This is a genomic window from Pseudomonas sp. GW821-FHT01D09 (genome assembly GCF_059422465.1).
Map to the genome: position 1 here is coordinate 1 of NZ_JBWKWY010000056.1, position 16,103 is coordinate 16,103.

Annotated in this window: 19 protein-coding genes and 1 pseudogene; 15 read left to right on the forward strand and 5 right to left on the reverse strand. The window is 62.6% G+C overall.

Annotated features, from left to right (window positions below):
* The first annotated feature begins 231 nt into the window (after positions 1 to 231).
* A complete protein-coding gene (gene rhtA / locus AC07W7_RS26510) occupies positions 232 to 1,119 on the forward strand; it encodes a threonine/homoserine exporter RhtA (protein ID WP_169901536.1) in 888 nt (295 codons plus the stop codon).
* A 169-nt stretch (positions 1,120 to 1,288) separates the two neighbouring features.
* Positions 1,289 to 1,570 (forward strand): hypothetical protein, encoded by a 282-nt coding sequence (locus tag AC07W7_RS26515; RefSeq protein ID WP_076963754.1) that lies wholly within the window; start codon positions 1,289 to 1,291, stop codon positions 1,568 to 1,570.
* Between the two features lie 4 nt (positions 1,571 to 1,574).
* Here AC07W7_RS26515 and AC07W7_RS26520 read toward each other — a convergent pair whose 3' ends face one another.
* Complete coding sequence (locus tag AC07W7_RS26520; protein ID WP_076963755.1) at positions 1,575 to 2,135, reverse strand: TetR/AcrR family transcriptional regulator; 561 nt, start codon at positions 2,133 to 2,135, stop codon at positions 1,575 to 1,577.
* A gap of 90 nt (positions 2,136 to 2,225) precedes the next feature.
* Between AC07W7_RS26520 and AC07W7_RS26525 the strand changes: the two genes are divergently transcribed.
* Together AC07W7_RS26525 and AC07W7_RS26530 are read left to right on the forward strand one after the other, a co-directional pair.
* Positions 2,226 to 2,957, forward strand: coding sequence for an SDR family oxidoreductase (locus tag AC07W7_RS26525; RefSeq protein WP_076963756.1), 732 nt, complete (start codon positions 2,226 to 2,228; stop codon positions 2,955 to 2,957).
* Positions 2,958 to 2,990: 33 nt separating this feature from the next.
* Positions 2,991 to 3,581, forward strand: coding sequence for a 2-hydroxychromene-2-carboxylate isomerase (locus AC07W7_RS26530; protein ID WP_495040414.1), 591 nt, complete (start codon positions 2,991 to 2,993; stop codon positions 3,579 to 3,581).
* A gap of 45 nt (positions 3,582 to 3,626) precedes the next feature.
* Here AC07W7_RS26530 and AC07W7_RS26535 read toward each other — a convergent pair whose 3' ends face one another.
* The 3 genes from AC07W7_RS26535 to AC07W7_RS26545 form a co-directional block, all read right to left on the reverse strand.
* Complete coding sequence (locus AC07W7_RS26535; RefSeq protein ID WP_495040415.1) at positions 3,627 to 5,435, reverse strand: aminopeptidase P family protein; 1,809 nt, start codon at positions 5,433 to 5,435, stop codon at positions 3,627 to 3,629.
* A 37-nt stretch (positions 5,436 to 5,472) separates the two neighbouring features.
* Positions 5,473 to 6,633, reverse strand: coding sequence for a cysteine desulfurase family protein (locus tag AC07W7_RS26540; protein ID WP_495040416.1), 1,161 nt, complete (start codon positions 6,631 to 6,633; stop codon positions 5,473 to 5,475).
* A gap of 221 nt (positions 6,634 to 6,854) precedes the next feature.
* Positions 6,855 to 7,124 (reverse strand): hypothetical protein, encoded by a 270-nt coding sequence (locus tag AC07W7_RS26545; protein WP_076963760.1) that lies wholly within the window; start codon positions 7,122 to 7,124, stop codon positions 6,855 to 6,857.
* Between the two features lie 196 nt (positions 7,125 to 7,320).
* Here AC07W7_RS26545 and AC07W7_RS26550 point away from each other — a divergent pair.
* Positions 7,321 to 7,404, forward strand: a pseudogene (locus tag AC07W7_RS26550) (hypothetical protein); the annotation flags it as partial.
* Between the two features lie 37 nt (positions 7,405 to 7,441).
* On the forward strand, positions 7,442 to 8,545 hold the full coding sequence (locus AC07W7_RS26555; protein WP_495040417.1) for a sigma-54 interaction domain-containing protein: 1,104 nt from the start codon (positions 7,442 to 7,444) through the stop codon (positions 8,543 to 8,545).
* Here the strand turns inward: AC07W7_RS26555 and AC07W7_RS26560 are convergent.
* Complete coding sequence (locus tag AC07W7_RS26560; protein WP_076963762.1) at positions 8,534 to 8,899, reverse strand: antibiotic biosynthesis monooxygenase; 366 nt, start codon at positions 8,897 to 8,899, stop codon at positions 8,534 to 8,536. The genes AC07W7_RS26555 and AC07W7_RS26560 overlap by 12 nt on opposite strands.
* A 194-nt stretch (positions 8,900 to 9,093) precedes the next feature.
* Here AC07W7_RS26560 and AC07W7_RS26565 point away from each other — a divergent pair, with 194 nt between their 5' ends.
* The 9 genes from AC07W7_RS26565 to AC07W7_RS26605 all read left to right on the forward strand — a co-directional run bounded on the left by AC07W7_RS26565 (position 9,094) and on the right by AC07W7_RS26605 (position 15,993).
* Positions 9,094 to 9,549, forward strand: coding sequence for a VOC family protein (locus AC07W7_RS26565; protein WP_495040418.1), 456 nt, complete (start codon positions 9,094 to 9,096; stop codon positions 9,547 to 9,549).
* A gap of 292 nt (positions 9,550 to 9,841) precedes the next feature.
* A complete protein-coding gene (locus tag AC07W7_RS26570; protein ID WP_169865536.1) occupies positions 9,842 to 11,050 on the forward strand; it encodes a PepSY-associated TM helix domain-containing protein in 1,209 nt (402 codons plus the stop codon).
* The gene (locus AC07W7_RS26575; protein WP_495040419.1) at positions 11,050 to 11,589 is read left to right on the forward strand and encodes a PA2404 family protein; all 540 of its coding nucleotides are present in this window, start codon (positions 11,050 to 11,052) and stop codon (positions 11,587 to 11,589) included. The genes AC07W7_RS26570 and AC07W7_RS26575 overlap by 1 nt, the downstream gene beginning before the upstream one ends.
* A complete protein-coding gene (locus AC07W7_RS26580; RefSeq protein ID WP_169901533.1) occupies positions 11,586 to 11,915 on the forward strand; it encodes a hypothetical protein in 330 nt (109 codons plus the stop codon). Before AC07W7_RS26575 ends, AC07W7_RS26580 begins: the two co-directional genes overlap by 4 nt.
* A 5-nt stretch (positions 11,916 to 11,920) precedes the next feature.
* The gene (locus AC07W7_RS26585; RefSeq protein WP_076963767.1) at positions 11,921 to 12,487 is read left to right on the forward strand and encodes a DUF6162 family protein; all 567 of its coding nucleotides are present in this window, start codon (positions 11,921 to 11,923) and stop codon (positions 12,485 to 12,487) included.
* Positions 12,488 to 12,510: 23 nt separating this feature from the next.
* On the forward strand, positions 12,511 to 13,431 hold the full coding sequence (locus tag AC07W7_RS26590; protein ID WP_099170450.1) for a metal ABC transporter substrate-binding protein: 921 nt from the start codon (positions 12,511 to 12,513) through the stop codon (positions 13,429 to 13,431).
* Positions 13,428 to 14,174, forward strand: a complete 747-nt coding sequence (locus tag AC07W7_RS26595) for a metal ABC transporter ATP-binding protein (RefSeq protein WP_495040420.1) — start codon at positions 13,428 to 13,430, stop codon at positions 14,172 to 14,174. The genes AC07W7_RS26590 and AC07W7_RS26595 overlap by 4 nt, the downstream gene beginning before the upstream one ends.
* A complete protein-coding gene (locus AC07W7_RS26600; protein ID WP_076963770.1) occupies positions 14,171 to 15,070 on the forward strand; it encodes a metal ABC transporter permease in 900 nt (299 codons plus the stop codon). The genes AC07W7_RS26595 and AC07W7_RS26600 overlap by 4 nt, the downstream gene beginning before the upstream one ends.
* A complete protein-coding gene (locus AC07W7_RS26605; protein WP_495040421.1) occupies positions 15,070 to 15,993 on the forward strand; it encodes a metal ABC transporter solute-binding protein, Zn/Mn family in 924 nt (307 codons plus the stop codon). The genes AC07W7_RS26600 and AC07W7_RS26605 overlap by 1 nt, the downstream gene beginning before the upstream one ends.
* The last annotated feature ends 110 nt before the right edge of the window (positions 15,994 to 16,103 follow it).

Genomic DNA, 16,103 nt, shown 5'->3' on the forward strand with positions numbered 1-16,103 from the left:
GTTTACCAAGGAGTTTTCCGTTTCGACTGCGCCGGAAGTGGGGCGAATTATAGACTTCCAGGATCTGCCGTCAACCCTTAATTTCATTTTTCTATCGAAGAGCCCAATAACCCTCAAAACCCCACCCTTCTATATAGAAGAGCCAAGCCATTGAGCAATATATTGCTCAATGGCTAGCAGTTGATCATCATAGTGCCTTCTGCCTCTATATGACCCTGGACGAACACCCCAATGACCACCTCATCCCGCAGCCTGAGCTCGGCGCTTTTCCCTGTCGGCCTGCTGCTGATTGCCATGGCCTCGATCCAGTCGGGCGCCTCGCTGGCCAAAAGCATGTTCCCGATTGTTGGCGCCCAAGGCACCACCACGCTGCGCCTGGTTTTTGCCAGCATCATCATGCTGCTGTTGCTTCGCCCCTGGCGCGCCAAACTCACCGCCAAGTCACTGCGCACCGTCATCGTGTACGGGATGGCGCTGGGCGGCATGAACTTCCTCTTCTATATGTCATTGCGCACCGTGCCCCTGGGCATCGCAGTGGCCCTGGAATTCACCGGCCCACTGGCGGTTGCCATCTATGCTTCCCGCCGCGCCGTCGACTTTCTGTGGATAGCCTTGGCGGTCGTAGGCCTGCTGCTATTAATACCGGTTGGTGAAGCCAGCCAGGGCATTGACCTGACCGGCGCCGCCTACGCGCTGGGCGCGGGGATCTGCTGGGCCCTCTATATTCTGTTCGGGCAAAAGGCGGGGGCGGACAATGGCGTCCAGACAGCCGCCCTCGGCGTGATGATCGCTGCGCTGTTCGTTGCGCCTATCGGCATCGTCCACGCCGGTAGCGCACTGCTGACCCCCGCGCTGATTCCAATCGCCATCGGCGTGGCGATTCTTTCCACCGCCCTGCCCTATACCCTGGAGATGGTCGCCCTGACCCGACTGCCTGCGCGCACCTTCGGCACCCTGATGAGTATCGAGCCTGCATTCGGCGCGCTTTCCGGGTTGTTTTTCCTCCAGGAATACCTGTCCCTGGCGCAATGGCTGGCTATCGCCTGCATTATCCTGGCCTCCGTGGGTGCGACGCTGACCATGCGCAGCCAGTCGAAACCCATCGTCGCGGCAGATTGAGTCAGGATTTAACGAAGCCCTGGCATTTGCCGCTCAATTAGGCCATGTTTAGACTGTAACTCAGTGTCAGTCATGGAGATTTTTGAATACGGACATCCACGAACGCTACACTTGAGAGCGAGCAAAGCCAGCATCGGACCTTCCAACGGCGCGGCTATTAAGGATGGTAATGAAGCGAATTGTGATAATGCTTGTCGTGGTCGCCCTTGCAGGGTGTGCCGCGACCACCAAGACAGAAGTCAAACGCGGAAAGAAAGGACTGCATATCAACTGCTCTGGCCTGTCCTCCTCCTGGGACCAGTGCTACACCAGCGCAGCCAACTCGTGCGGCAAGAAGGGCTACCGGGTCATCGCCAAGTCCGGTGACAACACCGAAGAGCCGGGCGACTACCCCTTCGGCCTCAACCCTGCCGGCTATACCAGCCGGAGCATGATCGTGCTCTGCAAGTAGAGGGTCATTGCCGGGTGATGCTCTGGCTGAGCACTTCATAGCTCGATGAGATCACCCGTGCCTGAATCTGCGGGTCAACCAGCATCCTGGCCACCACCAGCGCCCCCACACACTGGGACAAAATCGCCCAGGCCAGGCTGTCACTCTCCAACGTCCGTGCCCAGTTGGCCTGCAGCCGACAAATCCACGCCTGCGCCTGCTGGCGTACGGCTATATCAGCGCGCGCAATATCCGCCCCCATGCTGGGCAATGCACACCCGTCTTGCACTTGCTCCACATGGGCCATGCTCAAATAGATCTTCAGGCACCGCTCCAGGCGCTCGCGGCTCTGCTGCTCCCCTTCCCCCAAACGCTCAAGGCTCTGGCTCAACTCACGCTCGACAATTGCACTGAACAGCGCGTCCTTGGAAGAAAAGTGGCTATAGAACGCCCCCCCACTCAAGCCAATCGCTTTCATCAAGCCGTCCACGCCCACACTGGCAAACCCTTCTTTCTTGGCCAGGGCCGCGCTGCTCTGTAAAAGCTTATCTCTGGTTTGCTGTTTGTGACTGACCGAATAGCGCATCGACTCCCCCGAAAATACACAACCTTGACGCTTGCCAGATCGTAGCATAACGTACGTTTAGTTAACGATCGTTTACTAAAGGGCTCCCCCATGGCTGAAAACAAGAAAATCGTCCTGGTCGTCGGTGCAGGTGACGCTACAGGCGGTGCAATCGCCAAGCGCTTTGCCCGCGAGGGTTATGTGGCCTGCGTCACCCGCCGCAGTGCCGACAAGTTGCAACCCCTGGTGGAGAGTATCCAGGCCGCTGGCGGCGAGGCCCACGGCTTTGCCTGCGATGCGCGCAAGGAAGATCAGGTCATCGCGTTGATCGAGCAGATCGAGAGCGAGTTGGGTCCGATCGAGGCATTGGTGTTTAACATCGGCGCCAACGTGCCGTGCAGCATCCTCGAAGAAACCGCGCGCAAATATTTCAAGATCTGGGAGATGGCCTGTTTCTCGGGTTTCCTGAATGCCCGGGAAGTGGCCAAGCGCATGGTGACCCGCAAGCGCGGGACTATCCTGTTTACCGGTGCCACCGCAGGCTTGCGGGGTGCGGCTGGATTTGCCGCCTTCGCCGGGGCCAAGCATGGCATTCGCGCCCTGGCTCAAAGCATGGCCCGCGAACTGGGCCCGATGAACATTCATGTGGCCCATGTGGTGGTGGATGGCGCCATCGACACGGACTTTATCCGCGACAACTTCCCAACCAAGTACGCGCTCAAGGACCAGGATGGCATCCTTGATCCCGAGCATATTGCCGACAACTATTGGCACCTGCACAGCCAGCCACGGGACGCCTGGACCTTCGAGCTGGACCTGCGCCCCTGGAGCGAAACCTGGTAAGCCCCCCATAACAATAAGCCGCGAGCACCCGACATGAGTAAAACCCTGGAATTCTTCTTCGATCTCGGCAGCCCCACCACTTACCTGGCCTATACCCAACTGCCTGGAATCTGTGCCGAAACCGGCAGCCAGCTGGTGTATCAGCCCATCCTCCTGGGCGGCATCTTCAAGGCCACCGGCAATGCCTCGCCCATCACTATCCCGGCCAAGGGTCGCTACATGCTGCAAGACCTGGCACGCTACGCCAAGCGTTACGCTGTCCCCCTCATGTTCAACCCGCACTTCCCCATCAATACCCTGACACTGATGCGCGCCGTCACCGGCATTCAACTACGCCAGCCAGAGCGTTTTATCCCGTTCATCGACTGCCTGTTCCAGGCACTCTGGGTGGAGGGGCGCAACCTGGGTGATCCGGTAGTCGTAGCAGCGGTCCTGGCGGAACACGGCTTCGACCCTGCCCAAGTGCTGGAGTTGGCCCAGGATGAGGACGTCAAGAACGCCCTCAAGCACAAAACCGAAGAGGCGATTGCCCGTGGCGTGTTTGGGGCGCCTAGCCTGTTTGTCGGCCAACAACTGTTCTTTGGCCAGGATCGCCTGGACTTTGTCCGCGAAGCCTTGAGTTAAAGCCGGCAAGCCGCTCGCAGGCCTACACCTGCGAGCGGCCGGGCCTTATATCGCGGCCGTGCGCAGCTGCAACCACTCCAGCGCCGCGCCACTGAGCAACGGGCTCAAGCGTTGACGCACCTCGTCATGGTAGTCGTTGAACCACTGCCGCTCCTCGGTCGTCAGCAACGATGGCACCAGGCAACGGGTATCGATCGGGCACAGGGTCAGGGTCTCGAACGCGAGGAACTCACCGAACTCGGTCTTGCCCGCCTCGCGGTTCAACACCAGGTTCTCGATCCGCACCCCCCAACGCCCCGGGCGGTAGGTCCCCGGCTCAATGGAGGTGATCATGCCCGGCTGCATCGCCGTTTGCGGCGCGGCCGCAGCCTGGTAGGCAATCACCTGCGGGCCTTCATGGACATTGAGGAAGTAGCCCACGCCATGCCCGGTACCATGGCCGTAATCCACGCCTTCGGCCCAGATCGGCGCACGGGCGATGGCGTCCAGCAAGGGCGAGAGGATGCCCTTGGGAAATTGCGCGCGCGACAGGGCAATCACGCCCTTGAGCACACGCGTGCAATCGCGCTTTTGCTCCTCGCTCGGCGTGCCGATGGGCACCATCCGTGTGATATCAGTGGTACCGCCCAGGTACTGGCCGCCCGAATCGATCAGCAGCAAGCCATCACCTTCGATCACCGCGTGTTCTTCTTCAGTGGCGTGGTAATGCGGCATCGCCCCATTGGCATTGAAAGCGGCGATGGTGTTGAAGCTCAACGACACGTAATCCGGGCGCCGGGTGCGGGCGGCCGTCAGGTGTTCATCAATTGTCAGCTCGGTGATGCGCTCCCGGCCCAGGGCCGAGTCCAGCCAGGCGAAAAACTCGCACAAGGCCGCGCCGTCCTGCTCCATCGCCCGCCGGATATGCTCGGCATCCGCCAGGCTTTTACGGGACTTGGCCAGCGTGGTCGGGTTGAGCCCTTCCACCCGCTTGACGCCACTGGCCAGGTTATCCAGCAAGCCTGCCGTCACCCGCGCCGGATCGATCTGCAGGCTGGCCCCCTCCGGCACCTCAGCCAGGGCCGCCGCCACGTCACTGTAGTCACGCAGCGTCACGCCGTCCTGCTCCAGCACCGCACGCAACTGGGCATCGACCTTGCCAAGGGCCACAAACAGCGTGGCCTGCTGCGGGTTGATCAGGGCGAACGAGACAAACACCGGGTTGAACGAAACATCGGCACCGCGCAGGTTGAACAGCCAGGCAATGTCATCCAGGGTGGCAATGAAATGCCAATCCGCGCCCTTTTCCTTGAGGCTGGCACGCAATGCCGCGAGCTTTTCGCCTCGGCTGAGCGTGGCCTGGGGCGGCAGGTGCTGGTAGATCGGCTGGTTGGGCAGTGCCGGACGGTCGGTCCAGACCTCGTTCAACAGATCGATATCGGTCCGCAGGCGCGCGCCCCGCTCAGCCAGCTTGCCGCCCAGGGTACGGGCGGACGCAACAGCCATCACCGCACCATCCACCGCCACGACCCCGCCTTCCGGGGTCTGTTCGCCCAACCACTCCAGCGGGCCGGGCTGCCCCGGTTGCAGCTTCACCAACTCGATGCCGCTGCCGTTGAGTTCCTTGGTCGCCTGCTCCCAGTAACGGCTGTCAGCCCAGACGCCGGCAAAATCAGGCGTGACAATCAGCGTGCCTACCGACCCATGAAACCCCGACAACCACTGCCGCCCCTGCCAGTAGCCCGGCAAGTATTCGGACAGATGCGGGTCGGCCGATGGCACCAGCAGGGCATCGATACCCTCCCGTTTCATCAGCTCGCGGGTGCGCGCCAGGCGCTGGGGAACCGTTCCATGGGTCAAAGGCTGCGTACTCATCTTGTCTCCTGCTAACCACTGATAATTGTTATAGGTTTCAAACCGCCCAAAAAGCCGGGGCGCTGGCCAGTGCGGCCTTGATCAACTGCACCGCCTGATCGATATCCCGTTCGGTGGTAAACCGCCCCAGGCTCAGGCGAATCGTGCGACCGGCGCTGCGTGGATCGTGCCCCAGGGCAAGCAGCACATGGGACGGTGCATTGCTTGCCGAATTGCAGGCCGAGGTCGCCGAAAAAGCGATCCCGGCGCTCAAGGCCGCCGAATTGAACTCACCTTCGCCGAAGGTCAGGCTCAAGGTGTGGGGGATCCGCTGGGTGGCGCTGCCGTTCAGGCGCACGCCGGGGAGGCTCAGCAATGGCTCAAGCAAACGCTGGCGCAGGGCGACAATGCCCGCCGACTCTTCGGCAAAAAATTGCGCAGCCAACGCGAAGGCGCTGCCCATACCAGCGATCTGGTGGGTGGCCAGGGTGCCCGAGCGCAGCCCGCCTTCATGGCCGCCGCCGTGGATCTGCGCCGTGACGTTCTGCTGCGCCCGCGGCCCGACATACAGCGCACCGATACCTTTGGGGCCATACAACTTGTGCGCAGAAAACGACATCAGGTCGACCGGCCAGCGCGCCAGGTCGATCTTGACCTTACCCGCCCCTTGCGCCGCGTCCACATGCAGCAGCGCGCCATGCTCACGCACCCGCGCGCCAATGGCCGGGATGTCGTTGAGCGTACCCAGCTCATTGTTGACCAGCATCAGCGACACCAGGAACGTGTCTTCACGCAGCGCCTGGCTGACCGCCTCGACGCTGATCAGGCCGTCGGCGTCCGGCACCAGGTAGGTCACCGCAACCCCGGCGTCCTGCAATTGGCGCGCAGTGTCCAGCGTCGCCTTGTGTTCGATCTGGCTGGTAATGATATGGCCACCGGCCACACCCCGCGCCTGGGCCACGCCCTTGAGCGCAAGGTTGTTGGATTCGGTGGCGCCCGAGGTCCAGACGATCTGCTCGGCCTCGGCGCCGACCAACTGCGCCACCTGCCGGCGCGCCTGCTCGACCGTTTGCCGGGCCTGTTGGCCAAACGCATGGGAGCTGGACGCAGGGTTACCGAAATTGGCGTTGAAACCCAGGCACTCGACCATAACCTGGATGACCCGCTCATCCACCGGTGTGGTGGCGGCGTAGTCGAAATACAAAGGACGTTTATTCATGACATTAAAGACCCGCAGAGCATGTTCCCGAGATCAGCGTCCCAGGGGCAGCGATCAGTACAGAGATCGTCAGGTTAACCCGATCGGATGCCGTTAAAGAATTTAAAGTGCGTAGGAACGCTCCTGAAATCGAGCTTAACAGGCTCGATGAAAAGGATGGAAAACAAAAAGCCCGAAGTTCCTGCTCGGAACCTCGGGCCCTGGGACCACTGCCAGTGTCTTTAGCTGGGACGGCCAGGCAACGTCACGTTGCGCTCGGCGTTCATTTCACCCTGGCGATCAAACCCAAAAGGCTTCTGTGGCTGGGCAGCCAGCTTGGCTTTCTGCTGTTGATAGTCGTCAAACGACAACCCCCGGCGGTTGAGCGCCTCCATCGCCAATTGCCTGGTTTCCTCGGCAGAGTACGGGCGCAATTCAGGCGCCGGATGGGTGGCACAACCGGCAAGGAAAGAGGCGGCCAACAACAAGGCAACAGACAGTAAACGGTTCATGGCGAAGGTCCTGCGAATGGGGCGTTAGGGCAATGAACACAGGCTACTCCCGCCCCTTCCCAGGGAAAAATCATCCTCTTTGATAGTCGCTATCAGCCAATCCTTTATATTCTCTATAGATCTATAAATATAGAAATACGTTCGTTTACGGAATAAAAAAGACGTTCTATAACGGTTCTCCGACGCCGCCACTGTTGCCAGCCTGGCCGGACGCGGCATCACCAACCTCAGCGGGCCGCTCGACGAAATGATTGCCAACGATGTCCTGCCTGAACGCTGATACCAGGCACGCCAGCCCACCCTGCCTAGAGATGCCCATGCAGCTTTTGACCCTACCGCCCTCGCCCGCCCTCGCCACGTCGATTCGCGCCACCGCGCAAGTCTTTGAAGACCCGAAGTCCCAGGCCCTGCTCACGCATCTGCAGCAAGTGGCGCCCAGCGAAGCCAGCGTGCTGATCATCGGCGAAACCGGCACCGGCAAAGAGCTGGTGGCCCGCCATATCCATAGCCTCAGCGCCCGGCGCAAGCGGCCCTTCGTGGCGGTTAACTGCGGGGCGTTTTCCGAATCCCTGGTGGAAGCGGAGCTGTTCGGCCATGAAAAAGGTGCGTTCACCGGTGCCCTCGGCGCCAAGGCCGGCTGGTTTGAAGAGGCCGACGGCGGCACGCTGTTCCTCGATGAGATCGGTGACCTGCCCATGGCCATCCAGGTCAAGCTGCTGCGTGTCCTGCAAGAGCGCGAAGTGGTGCGCCTGGGCTCGCGCAAGAGTATTCCCATCGATGTGCGGGTGCTGGCGGCGACCAATGTACAACTGGAAAAAGCCATCAACGCCGGGCATTTTCGCGAGGACCTGTACTACCGCCTGGACGTGGTCAGCCTGGAACTGACCCCCCTGCGCGAGCGCCCCGGCGATATCCTGCCCCTGACCCGGCACTTTATCGACACCTACAGCCAGCGCCTGGGCTACGGCCCCGTCACCCTCAGCCCCGCAGCCGAGCACAAGCTCAAGGGCTACAGCTGGCCGGGCAATATCCGTGAACTGGAAAACGTCATTCATCACACCTTGCTGATTTGCCGCAATGGCGTGATCGAACGCGATGACTTGCGCCTGTCGAACCTGCGCATCGAACGCCAGGACGATAGCCAGCACGGCCTCGACCACAGTGCCGAAGCCCTGTTGGAGCGCGCCTTCCAGAAGCTGTTCGACGAACAGGCCGGCGCCCTGCATGAGAAAGTCGAGGACGCCTTGCTACGCGCCGCCTACCGCTTCAGCCACTACAACCAGGTCCACACCGCCAACCTGCTGGGCCTGAGCCGCAATATCACGCGCACGCGCCTGATCAAGATCGGCGAACTGGCGGTCAACAAGCGCCGCCCCGGGCAAAACCTGCAAGGCGAACGCATGCTGCATCTATCGATATAGGTTGCACATCAATGCATTGTCGACGCTGCGCTCGATACTGCGCAGCACCTGGAATGAACCGAAGGTCACGGCCGTGGCCTGGTGGGCGCGAATCAATCGCCAGAAGTCCTCGCCCGCGCGCTCCAGGCGCAGGAACGCCGTATCGCCATCGGCGCGGGTCTGCCATTGCAGGTAGGTGAGCACCCGCTGTCCATCCTCACTGACCTGCACACTGGCACTCAGAAACCCCTCATGGCCTTGGGCCAGGCGCTCGGCCTGCTCAGACAGCGCCAGCACCAGCGCAGATTGCTGCCGCGGCTCGATCTGAAACTCGATCAGCTGGGTAAAACCATGGCTTTTCACTGATGCCTGCATGACTCATCCCCTTTAACTGTAAGTGCAATCGTGCGATTCGATGCCACGCAGGGTAAAACCTCTAGTCAAGTTGAGGTCAAGCTTCAATAGGCAGTGACAGGACAGTCGTCGGTTGCCCAGAGGCCACGAAAGACCTGGCCTATAGTGAAAAAACCGGGAAAACCGGCCCACTGGCAACCTTCAAGGAGAGCGAAATGAGCGTCAACCCCATCCCCGAGGGCTATCACAGCATCACGCCCTACCTGGGTATCGACCAGGCCGCGCAAGCCATCGAGTTTTACCAAAAAGCCTTCGATGCCACCGTTTTCATGCGCCTGGACATGCCAGACGGCAAGGTCGGCCACGCCGAACTGCGCATTGGCGATTCACCGATCATGCTGGCCTCGCCCTGTGACGAAATGGCCTTCGGCAGCCCTGGAGCGCACCCCACCAGCGTTGGCCTGCATCTGTATGTAAAGGACGTCGATGCGCAGTACAAACAGGCGATCGCGGCAGGCGGCAGCGTAATTTCCGAACCCAAGAATCAGTTCTACGGCGACCGCTCCGGGACGCTGAAGGATCCGTTCGGGCATGTCTGGTTCCTCGCCACCCATATAGAGGAGTTGACCGAGGAACAGATTCGCCAGCGTGCCAAGGCGCCGTTTGCGTAAGCCCCCGATCATCTGGAGGAGCCGGCCTGCCGGCGAAAAAACCGAGAACCACGCGGGGTACCAGGCACCCCGCGTTATCGGTCGTTGGCGATTGGCGCTGCGATGCGCCGCCTCGACAAGCCAGCCCCGACAGGGGGTTTCCGCGCGACTGAAACATTTGCTTTCATTTGCGCCTTAGGGTTTTGCGATTCTCATCCGTCTTAACTTAGATACAGCCTGTCGCGTCAGCAAAAGCTACGACCGGCCTTTCCCGGGCCCTCCTTGCCCCCCTCCGATCAAGACCCCCATAGACATGTCGAAGAAGTCACGCTCCAAACTCTGGTTTCTCGTCCACAGCTGGCTGGCATTGCCCATCTGGTTCTTCGTACTGATCGTCTGCGTCACCGGGACCCTGGCGGTGGTCAGCCAGGAAATCGTCTGGCTGGCCAACCCGGAAATCCGCGCCAGCAAGCCATCGGACGATGCCGAACTGCTCAGTTACGACCAGGTCCTCGCCGCGATCAAGCAGGCCGAGCCCACGGCCATTGTCGAAGCCATCGTCACACCAGACGAGTCGCACTTTGCCCTCACCGTCGACATCAGCTACCCCGACGGCCGTTCCGTGGCGGTCTACGTCAACCCGTACACCGGGAGCATCCAGGGCATCAGCCCATCGTTCAACTTCCCCCAGTTCACCCGCGCCCTGCATGGCTGGTGGCTGGTGCCGTTTACCAATGGCTTCAGCTGGGGCTGGTACCTGGTGTCGCTCCTCGGGCTGCCGATGCTCGCGTCGCTGGTCACGGGCCTGGTGGTGTACAAGCGGTTCTGGAAAGGCTTCTTCAAGCCGACCCTGCGCTTCAGGCATGGGGCGCGGATTTTTTGGGGGGACTTCCACCGCCTGAGCGGCATCTGGTCGATCTGGTTTATCGCGGTGATTTCCATCACCGGCACCTGGTTCTTGATCCAGGCGATTCTCGCGGACAACCAGATCACCCTCTCCAGCCAGCCTATCGTGCCGGTGATCTCCCGGGACAAGGTGCCGCTCTCGGCCCCTGGCGTACCGGCGCCCATGATTCCCCTGGACGATGCCATTAATATTGCCACCCAGCGTATCCCGGGGTTCGAGGTCAGCTTTGTCGGCCTGCCAAGCAATGCCTACAGCCACTTGAGCGTCGGCGGCCGCGGCTGGTACCCGTTGATGTACCAGACGGCCGACATCAACCCCTACAACGGTGAAATCGCCGCCACACACCTGCTGTCCGACCGTTCGGGCCTGGAGTTCGTCACCGAGTCCATGCGCCCGCTGCACACCGGCGACTTTGGCGGGATCTGGATCAAGCTGGTGTGGTTCTTCTTCGGCCTGCTGCTGAGCATGATGGTGCTCAGCGGTCTGTTGATCTGGAGCAAGCGCACAGCCCTGGCCACGCTGCACGCTCTCAAGCGCAGCGCCAAGGCCCCGCGCAACACGGCGCCCGCCAACCTCATCGGCGCCATGCAGGCTGAAACCTCGGAGGGCAAATAATGAGCAAGGCCACCACTGTTCAAGCGCCCTCGCCACTGCGCGCCTTCTGGCTCAAGTGGCGCTTCCACATCAATATCCTGCTGTTGCTGGTGCCCCTGGGCTTTATGCCCAAGTACTTTGCCGACGCCGCGCTGTTTCGCGGCGACGCCGGCCTGGGTGAGCGCGAGGTTGGCCAAGTGCAGGTCGGCCCCTGGAGCATCACCCTCGCCGAGTTGCGCAATGAAGCGCCGCGCCCCGATCCGGCCGGCCCGATGAAATCCTTCAACGCCGCCCTGTGCGCCACCTGCGGCGAGCAGGTCAAGGCCACCTACCTGCGCATCGGCAAGCCCCGCAGCCTACGCGCCGCCGGGGTGATTTTCTTCGGCACCCCGTACCGCATGGGCGCCGTGCTGCCGATCCCTGAACGCACCCCGCCCGACGCCGAACTGTGGATCACCATGGAAGGCTGGGACGGCAGCATGCAACAGGCCTCCATTCCCTTGAGTCAGGCTTCGCCTGCCACTGTCGCCTGGTTGAACAAGCAAGGAGTTAAACCATGACTGTACTGCGCCTGACCCGCGCCTGCGCCGCGCTGATCCTCAGCCTGGGTGTGAGCAACTACGCCCTGGCCCACAACCCGATGTGCGAATGCAAGGAAATCCCCGGCGAGCAGATCCAGTGCACCGGCGGCTTCTCCGACGGCAGCGGCGCGCCCGGCGTGACCCTGGATGTGATCGGCTACGACGAGACCATCCTGGTGCCCGGCAAGCTGGGGGCTGACTCGACGTTGACCTTCAAGAAACCTGCCAGCGAGTTCTACGTGCTGTTTGACGCCGGTCCCGGCCACGTTGTCGAGATCGACCAAGCGGATATCCAGGCGCCATGAGCGGCATGAACCCAGGCAGCACCCAGGTGGTCCGGCCCGCCGGCGCCGGCCACGAAACCCTCTACGTCCTGCTGCTGTGCCTGATCATCCTGGCCGTCGCCGGCACCGTGGTGTCCCTGCACGGCGAAACCCAGGCCGTCGAGGCCGTGGCCAGCCACCAACTGGACGCCCGCCGCGACCTGAGCGCCGCCGAGCAAGGCATCTATGCCGACCTGCGGGTGACCCTGGATGAAATCCAGCTGCTGGCGCAGGAACACAGCACCCTGCCCACACCCGCGCAGCTGGCCGAAGAAGGCTTTGCGCCGTTCGCCCAGGACGCCAGCTCAGTCAGCCGTGGCGAGCACCGCTGGCAGCTGCTGGCGCCTTCGGCGTACCTGGGCCTGAGCCAGGCCAACGACACCAGCGGTTCGCTGCTGATGCGCGTGAACGGTGCCGAGCCGGATATCTGGCTCAACCGCAGCGCCAACCTGGCCGCCCCTACCGACCTGAGCGACCAGGGGCTGATCGCCGCTGGCTGGCAGCAGGTCGTTGCGCAATTCGACGCTGGTGTCACCCGCCAGCATCGCCACTGACCCCGAGAGAAGATCGATTACCCATGTCTATGTCATCTCCCTTGCTCCGCCTGCTGCTGGTGGGCCTGTTCAGCGTCTTGCTGACACCCCTGGCCAATGCCGAGGCGGCCAAGCGCCTGCGTATCGGTATCACCCTGCACCCTTACTACAGCTACGTGGCGAATATCGTCGGCGACAAGGCCGAAGTGGTGCCGCTGATTCCGGCCGGCTTCAACCCCCATGCCTACGAACCGCGCGCCGAAGATATCAAGCGCATTGGCACCCTGGACGTGATCGTGCTCAATGGCGTCGGCCATGATGATTTTGCCGACCGCATGATCGCCACCAGCGAACGCCCGGACATCCCGGTGATCGAGGCCAACGCCAATGTGCCGCTGCTGGCCGCCACCGGCAATGCAGCCCGCGGCGCCGGCAAGGTGGTCAACCCGCACACCTTCCTGTCCATCAGCGCCTCCATTGCCCAGGTCAACAACATCGCCCGGGAGCTGGGCAAGCTCGACCCGGACAACGCCCGCGCCTACACCCAGAACGCCCGCGCCTACGGCAAGCGCCTGCGCCAGATGCGCGCCGACGCCCTGGCCAAGCTCACCCGCGCACCCAACGCCGACCTGCGCGTGGCCACGGTGCACGCCGCCTACGACTACCTGTTGCGCGAGTTTGGCCTGGAAGTGACCGCCGTGGTCGAACCGGCCCATGGCATCGAGCCAAGCCCGAGCCAATTGAAGAAGACCATCGACCAACTGCGCGAGCTGGACGTGAAAGTGATCTTCTCGGAGATGGACTTCCCGTCCTCCTACGTCGATACCATCCAGCGAGAGTCGGGGGTCAAGCTGTACCCGCTGTCGCATATTTCCTACGGTGAGTACAGCGCCGAGAAGTACGAAGTGGAAATGACCGGCAACCTCAACACCGTGGTCCGGGCCATCCAGGAGTCGGGGGCATGACGGCGGCTGAACACCTGAGCGTGGCCAGCATCGGCCCGACGCTTGAATTCGATAACGTCTCGCTGACCCTGGGCCGTACCGCGATCCTCGATAACGTCAGCTTCCAGGTGCGACCGGGCAGTATCCACGCCCTGGTCGGCCCCAACGGCGGCGGCAAGAGCTCGCTGATCAAGACCCTGCTGGGGCAGACCCCGCACCAGGGCCAACTGAGCCTGCACTGGCCGAACACTCCCGGCACCATCGGCTATGTGCCCCAGGCCCTGGAGTTCGACCGTGGCCTGCCGATGACCGTCGATGACTTTATGGCTGCCATGTGCCAGCGGCGCCCGGCCTTTCTCGGCCTGTCCCGGCATTACGCCGGCGCGATTGGCGAGGCGCTGACGCGCGTGGGCATGCAAGACAAACGCAAGCGCCGCATGGGCGCGCTGTCCGGCGGCGAGCGCCAGCGGGTGCTGCTGGCCCAGGGCTTGATCCCGGCCCCGCAACTGCTGGTGCTCGATGAGCCGATGTCGGCCCTCGACGAAGCCGGGATCCAGGTGTTCGAGCGCCTGCTGGGCGACTGGCGCCAGGCCGGGATCACCGTGCTGTGGATCGAACACGACCTGGAGGCCGTGGGCCGCCTGGCGGATCGCGTCACCGGCCTGAACCGCCGCGTGCTGTTCGACGCCACGCCGCAACAAGCCCTGACCCCGGAGCGCCTGCTCACGCTGTTTTCCACTCACCCACGGAGCGCAGCCCAATGAGCTACGAAGCCTTTCGCTTGATGGTCCAGGGCTGGGCCTCTTCCGGCTACCTGCCGGAGGCCCTGGCCTATGGGTTTGTGGTCAATGCCTTGCTCGCCGGCCTGCTGATCGGCCCGGTACTGGGCGGCCTGGGCACGCTGGTGGTGGTCAAGCGCTTTGCGTTTTTCTCCGAAGCCGTCGGCCATGCTGCGCTGACCGGCGTGGCCGTGGGCATTCTGCTGGGGGAACCCTACACCGGGCCTTATGGCAGCCTGTTCGGCTACTGCCTGTTGTTCGGCATCCTGCTCAATTACCTGCGCAACCGCACCGGCCTGGCCCCCGATACACTGATCGGCGTGTTCCTCTCGGTGTCCCTGGCCCTGGGCGCGAGCCTGTTGCTGATCCTGGCGGGCAAGATCAACGTGCATATCCTGGAAAACGTGCTGTTTGGTTCGGTCCTGACCGTCAACGGCAATGACCTGCTGGTGCTGGCGGTTGTCGGCTCGTTGGTCATGGCCCTGGCGTTGCCGCTGTACAACCGCATCATGCTCGCCAGTTTCAACCCGCAATTGGCCGCCGTGCGTGGCGTGGCGGTGAAGACCCTGGACTACCTGTTCGTGATCCTCGTCACCCTGATCACGGTGGCGGCGGTCAAGGTCATCGGCGCCATCCTGGTCGGCGCGCTGCTGGTGATTCCGGCCGCTGCCGCACGCCTGTTGAGCCAGTCGCTCAAGGGGTTCTTCTGGGTCTCGGTGGTGATTGCCACGGTCAGCACCCTGTGCGGGATTCTGCTGCCGATCATTTTCGACCTGCCCATCCCGTCCGGCGCCGCGATCATCCTCGTCGCCGGCATCGCCTTCGCCCTGGCCGCCATCGCGCGCGGCACGGTCCCCAGCCTGAAAGGGAATCTTGGATAATGCGCCCTGTTTTACGCCCCCTCGCCCTGGCCATCGCCTGCCTGATCAGCACCCCGCTGCTGGCGGCCGACACGGCCAAACCGCTGCCGGTGGCAGCTCAGTCCGCCAAACCGGTCAAGGTCCTGGCGGCCTTGCCCGTGACCTACGGGCTGGCCGACGCCCTGCTCAAGGGCACCCCGGTCAAGCTTGAACGCGCAGCACCGGCCAACTTGCCGGGTTCGCGCCAGACCGCCTACTTTACCGGGCGTGGCGCGCCGGCCTTGCATACCCTGGCACTGGACGCCGACGCGGCCATCGGCCTGCGTTCGCTGTGGCCGGATGACCCGCTGTACCCGGTGGCCCGGCGCAGCAATATCCGCATCGTCGAAGTGGACGCGGCCCGCCCGGTAGACGGCGGCTTGCCGGGCGTGGCCCTGCAGCCAGGCACTGTCGATGGTCTCAATAGCCAGCCGTGGCAATCGAGCAACAACCTGGGGCGCATGGCCGATGTCATGGCCGCCGACCTGAGCCACCTGGCACCCGGCGCCAAGGCCCGAATCGACAGCAACCTGGCCAGCCTCAAGCAACGCCTGCTCAAGCTGACTGCCGACAGCGAGGCGCGCCTGGCCCAGGCCGACAACCTGAGCGTGGTCAGCCTGAGCGATCATTTTGCTTATCTGGTGAGTGGGTTGAACCTGGAGTTGCTCAACACTGATCCTCGGCCGGATGCCGAGTGGTCTGCGCAGGCGTTACAAACACTGACGGCCAGCCTGAAGGACAACGACGTGGCACTGGTGCTGCATCATCGTCAACCGGCTGAGGCGGTGAAAGCGGCTATCAGTGCGGGGGGCTCGAAGCTGCTGGTACTGAACACCGACGGCGCGGACCCGGTGGCGGAGCTGGAAGGGAATGTGGATCAGGTGATCAAGGCCTTGGCGCCCTGAAAGCAACACAAGACCCATGTGGGAGCGGGCTTGTGTGGGAGCGGGCTTGCCCGCGATAGCGGTATGTCAGTTAACAACTGTGTTGGCTGATCCACCGCCATCGCGGGCAA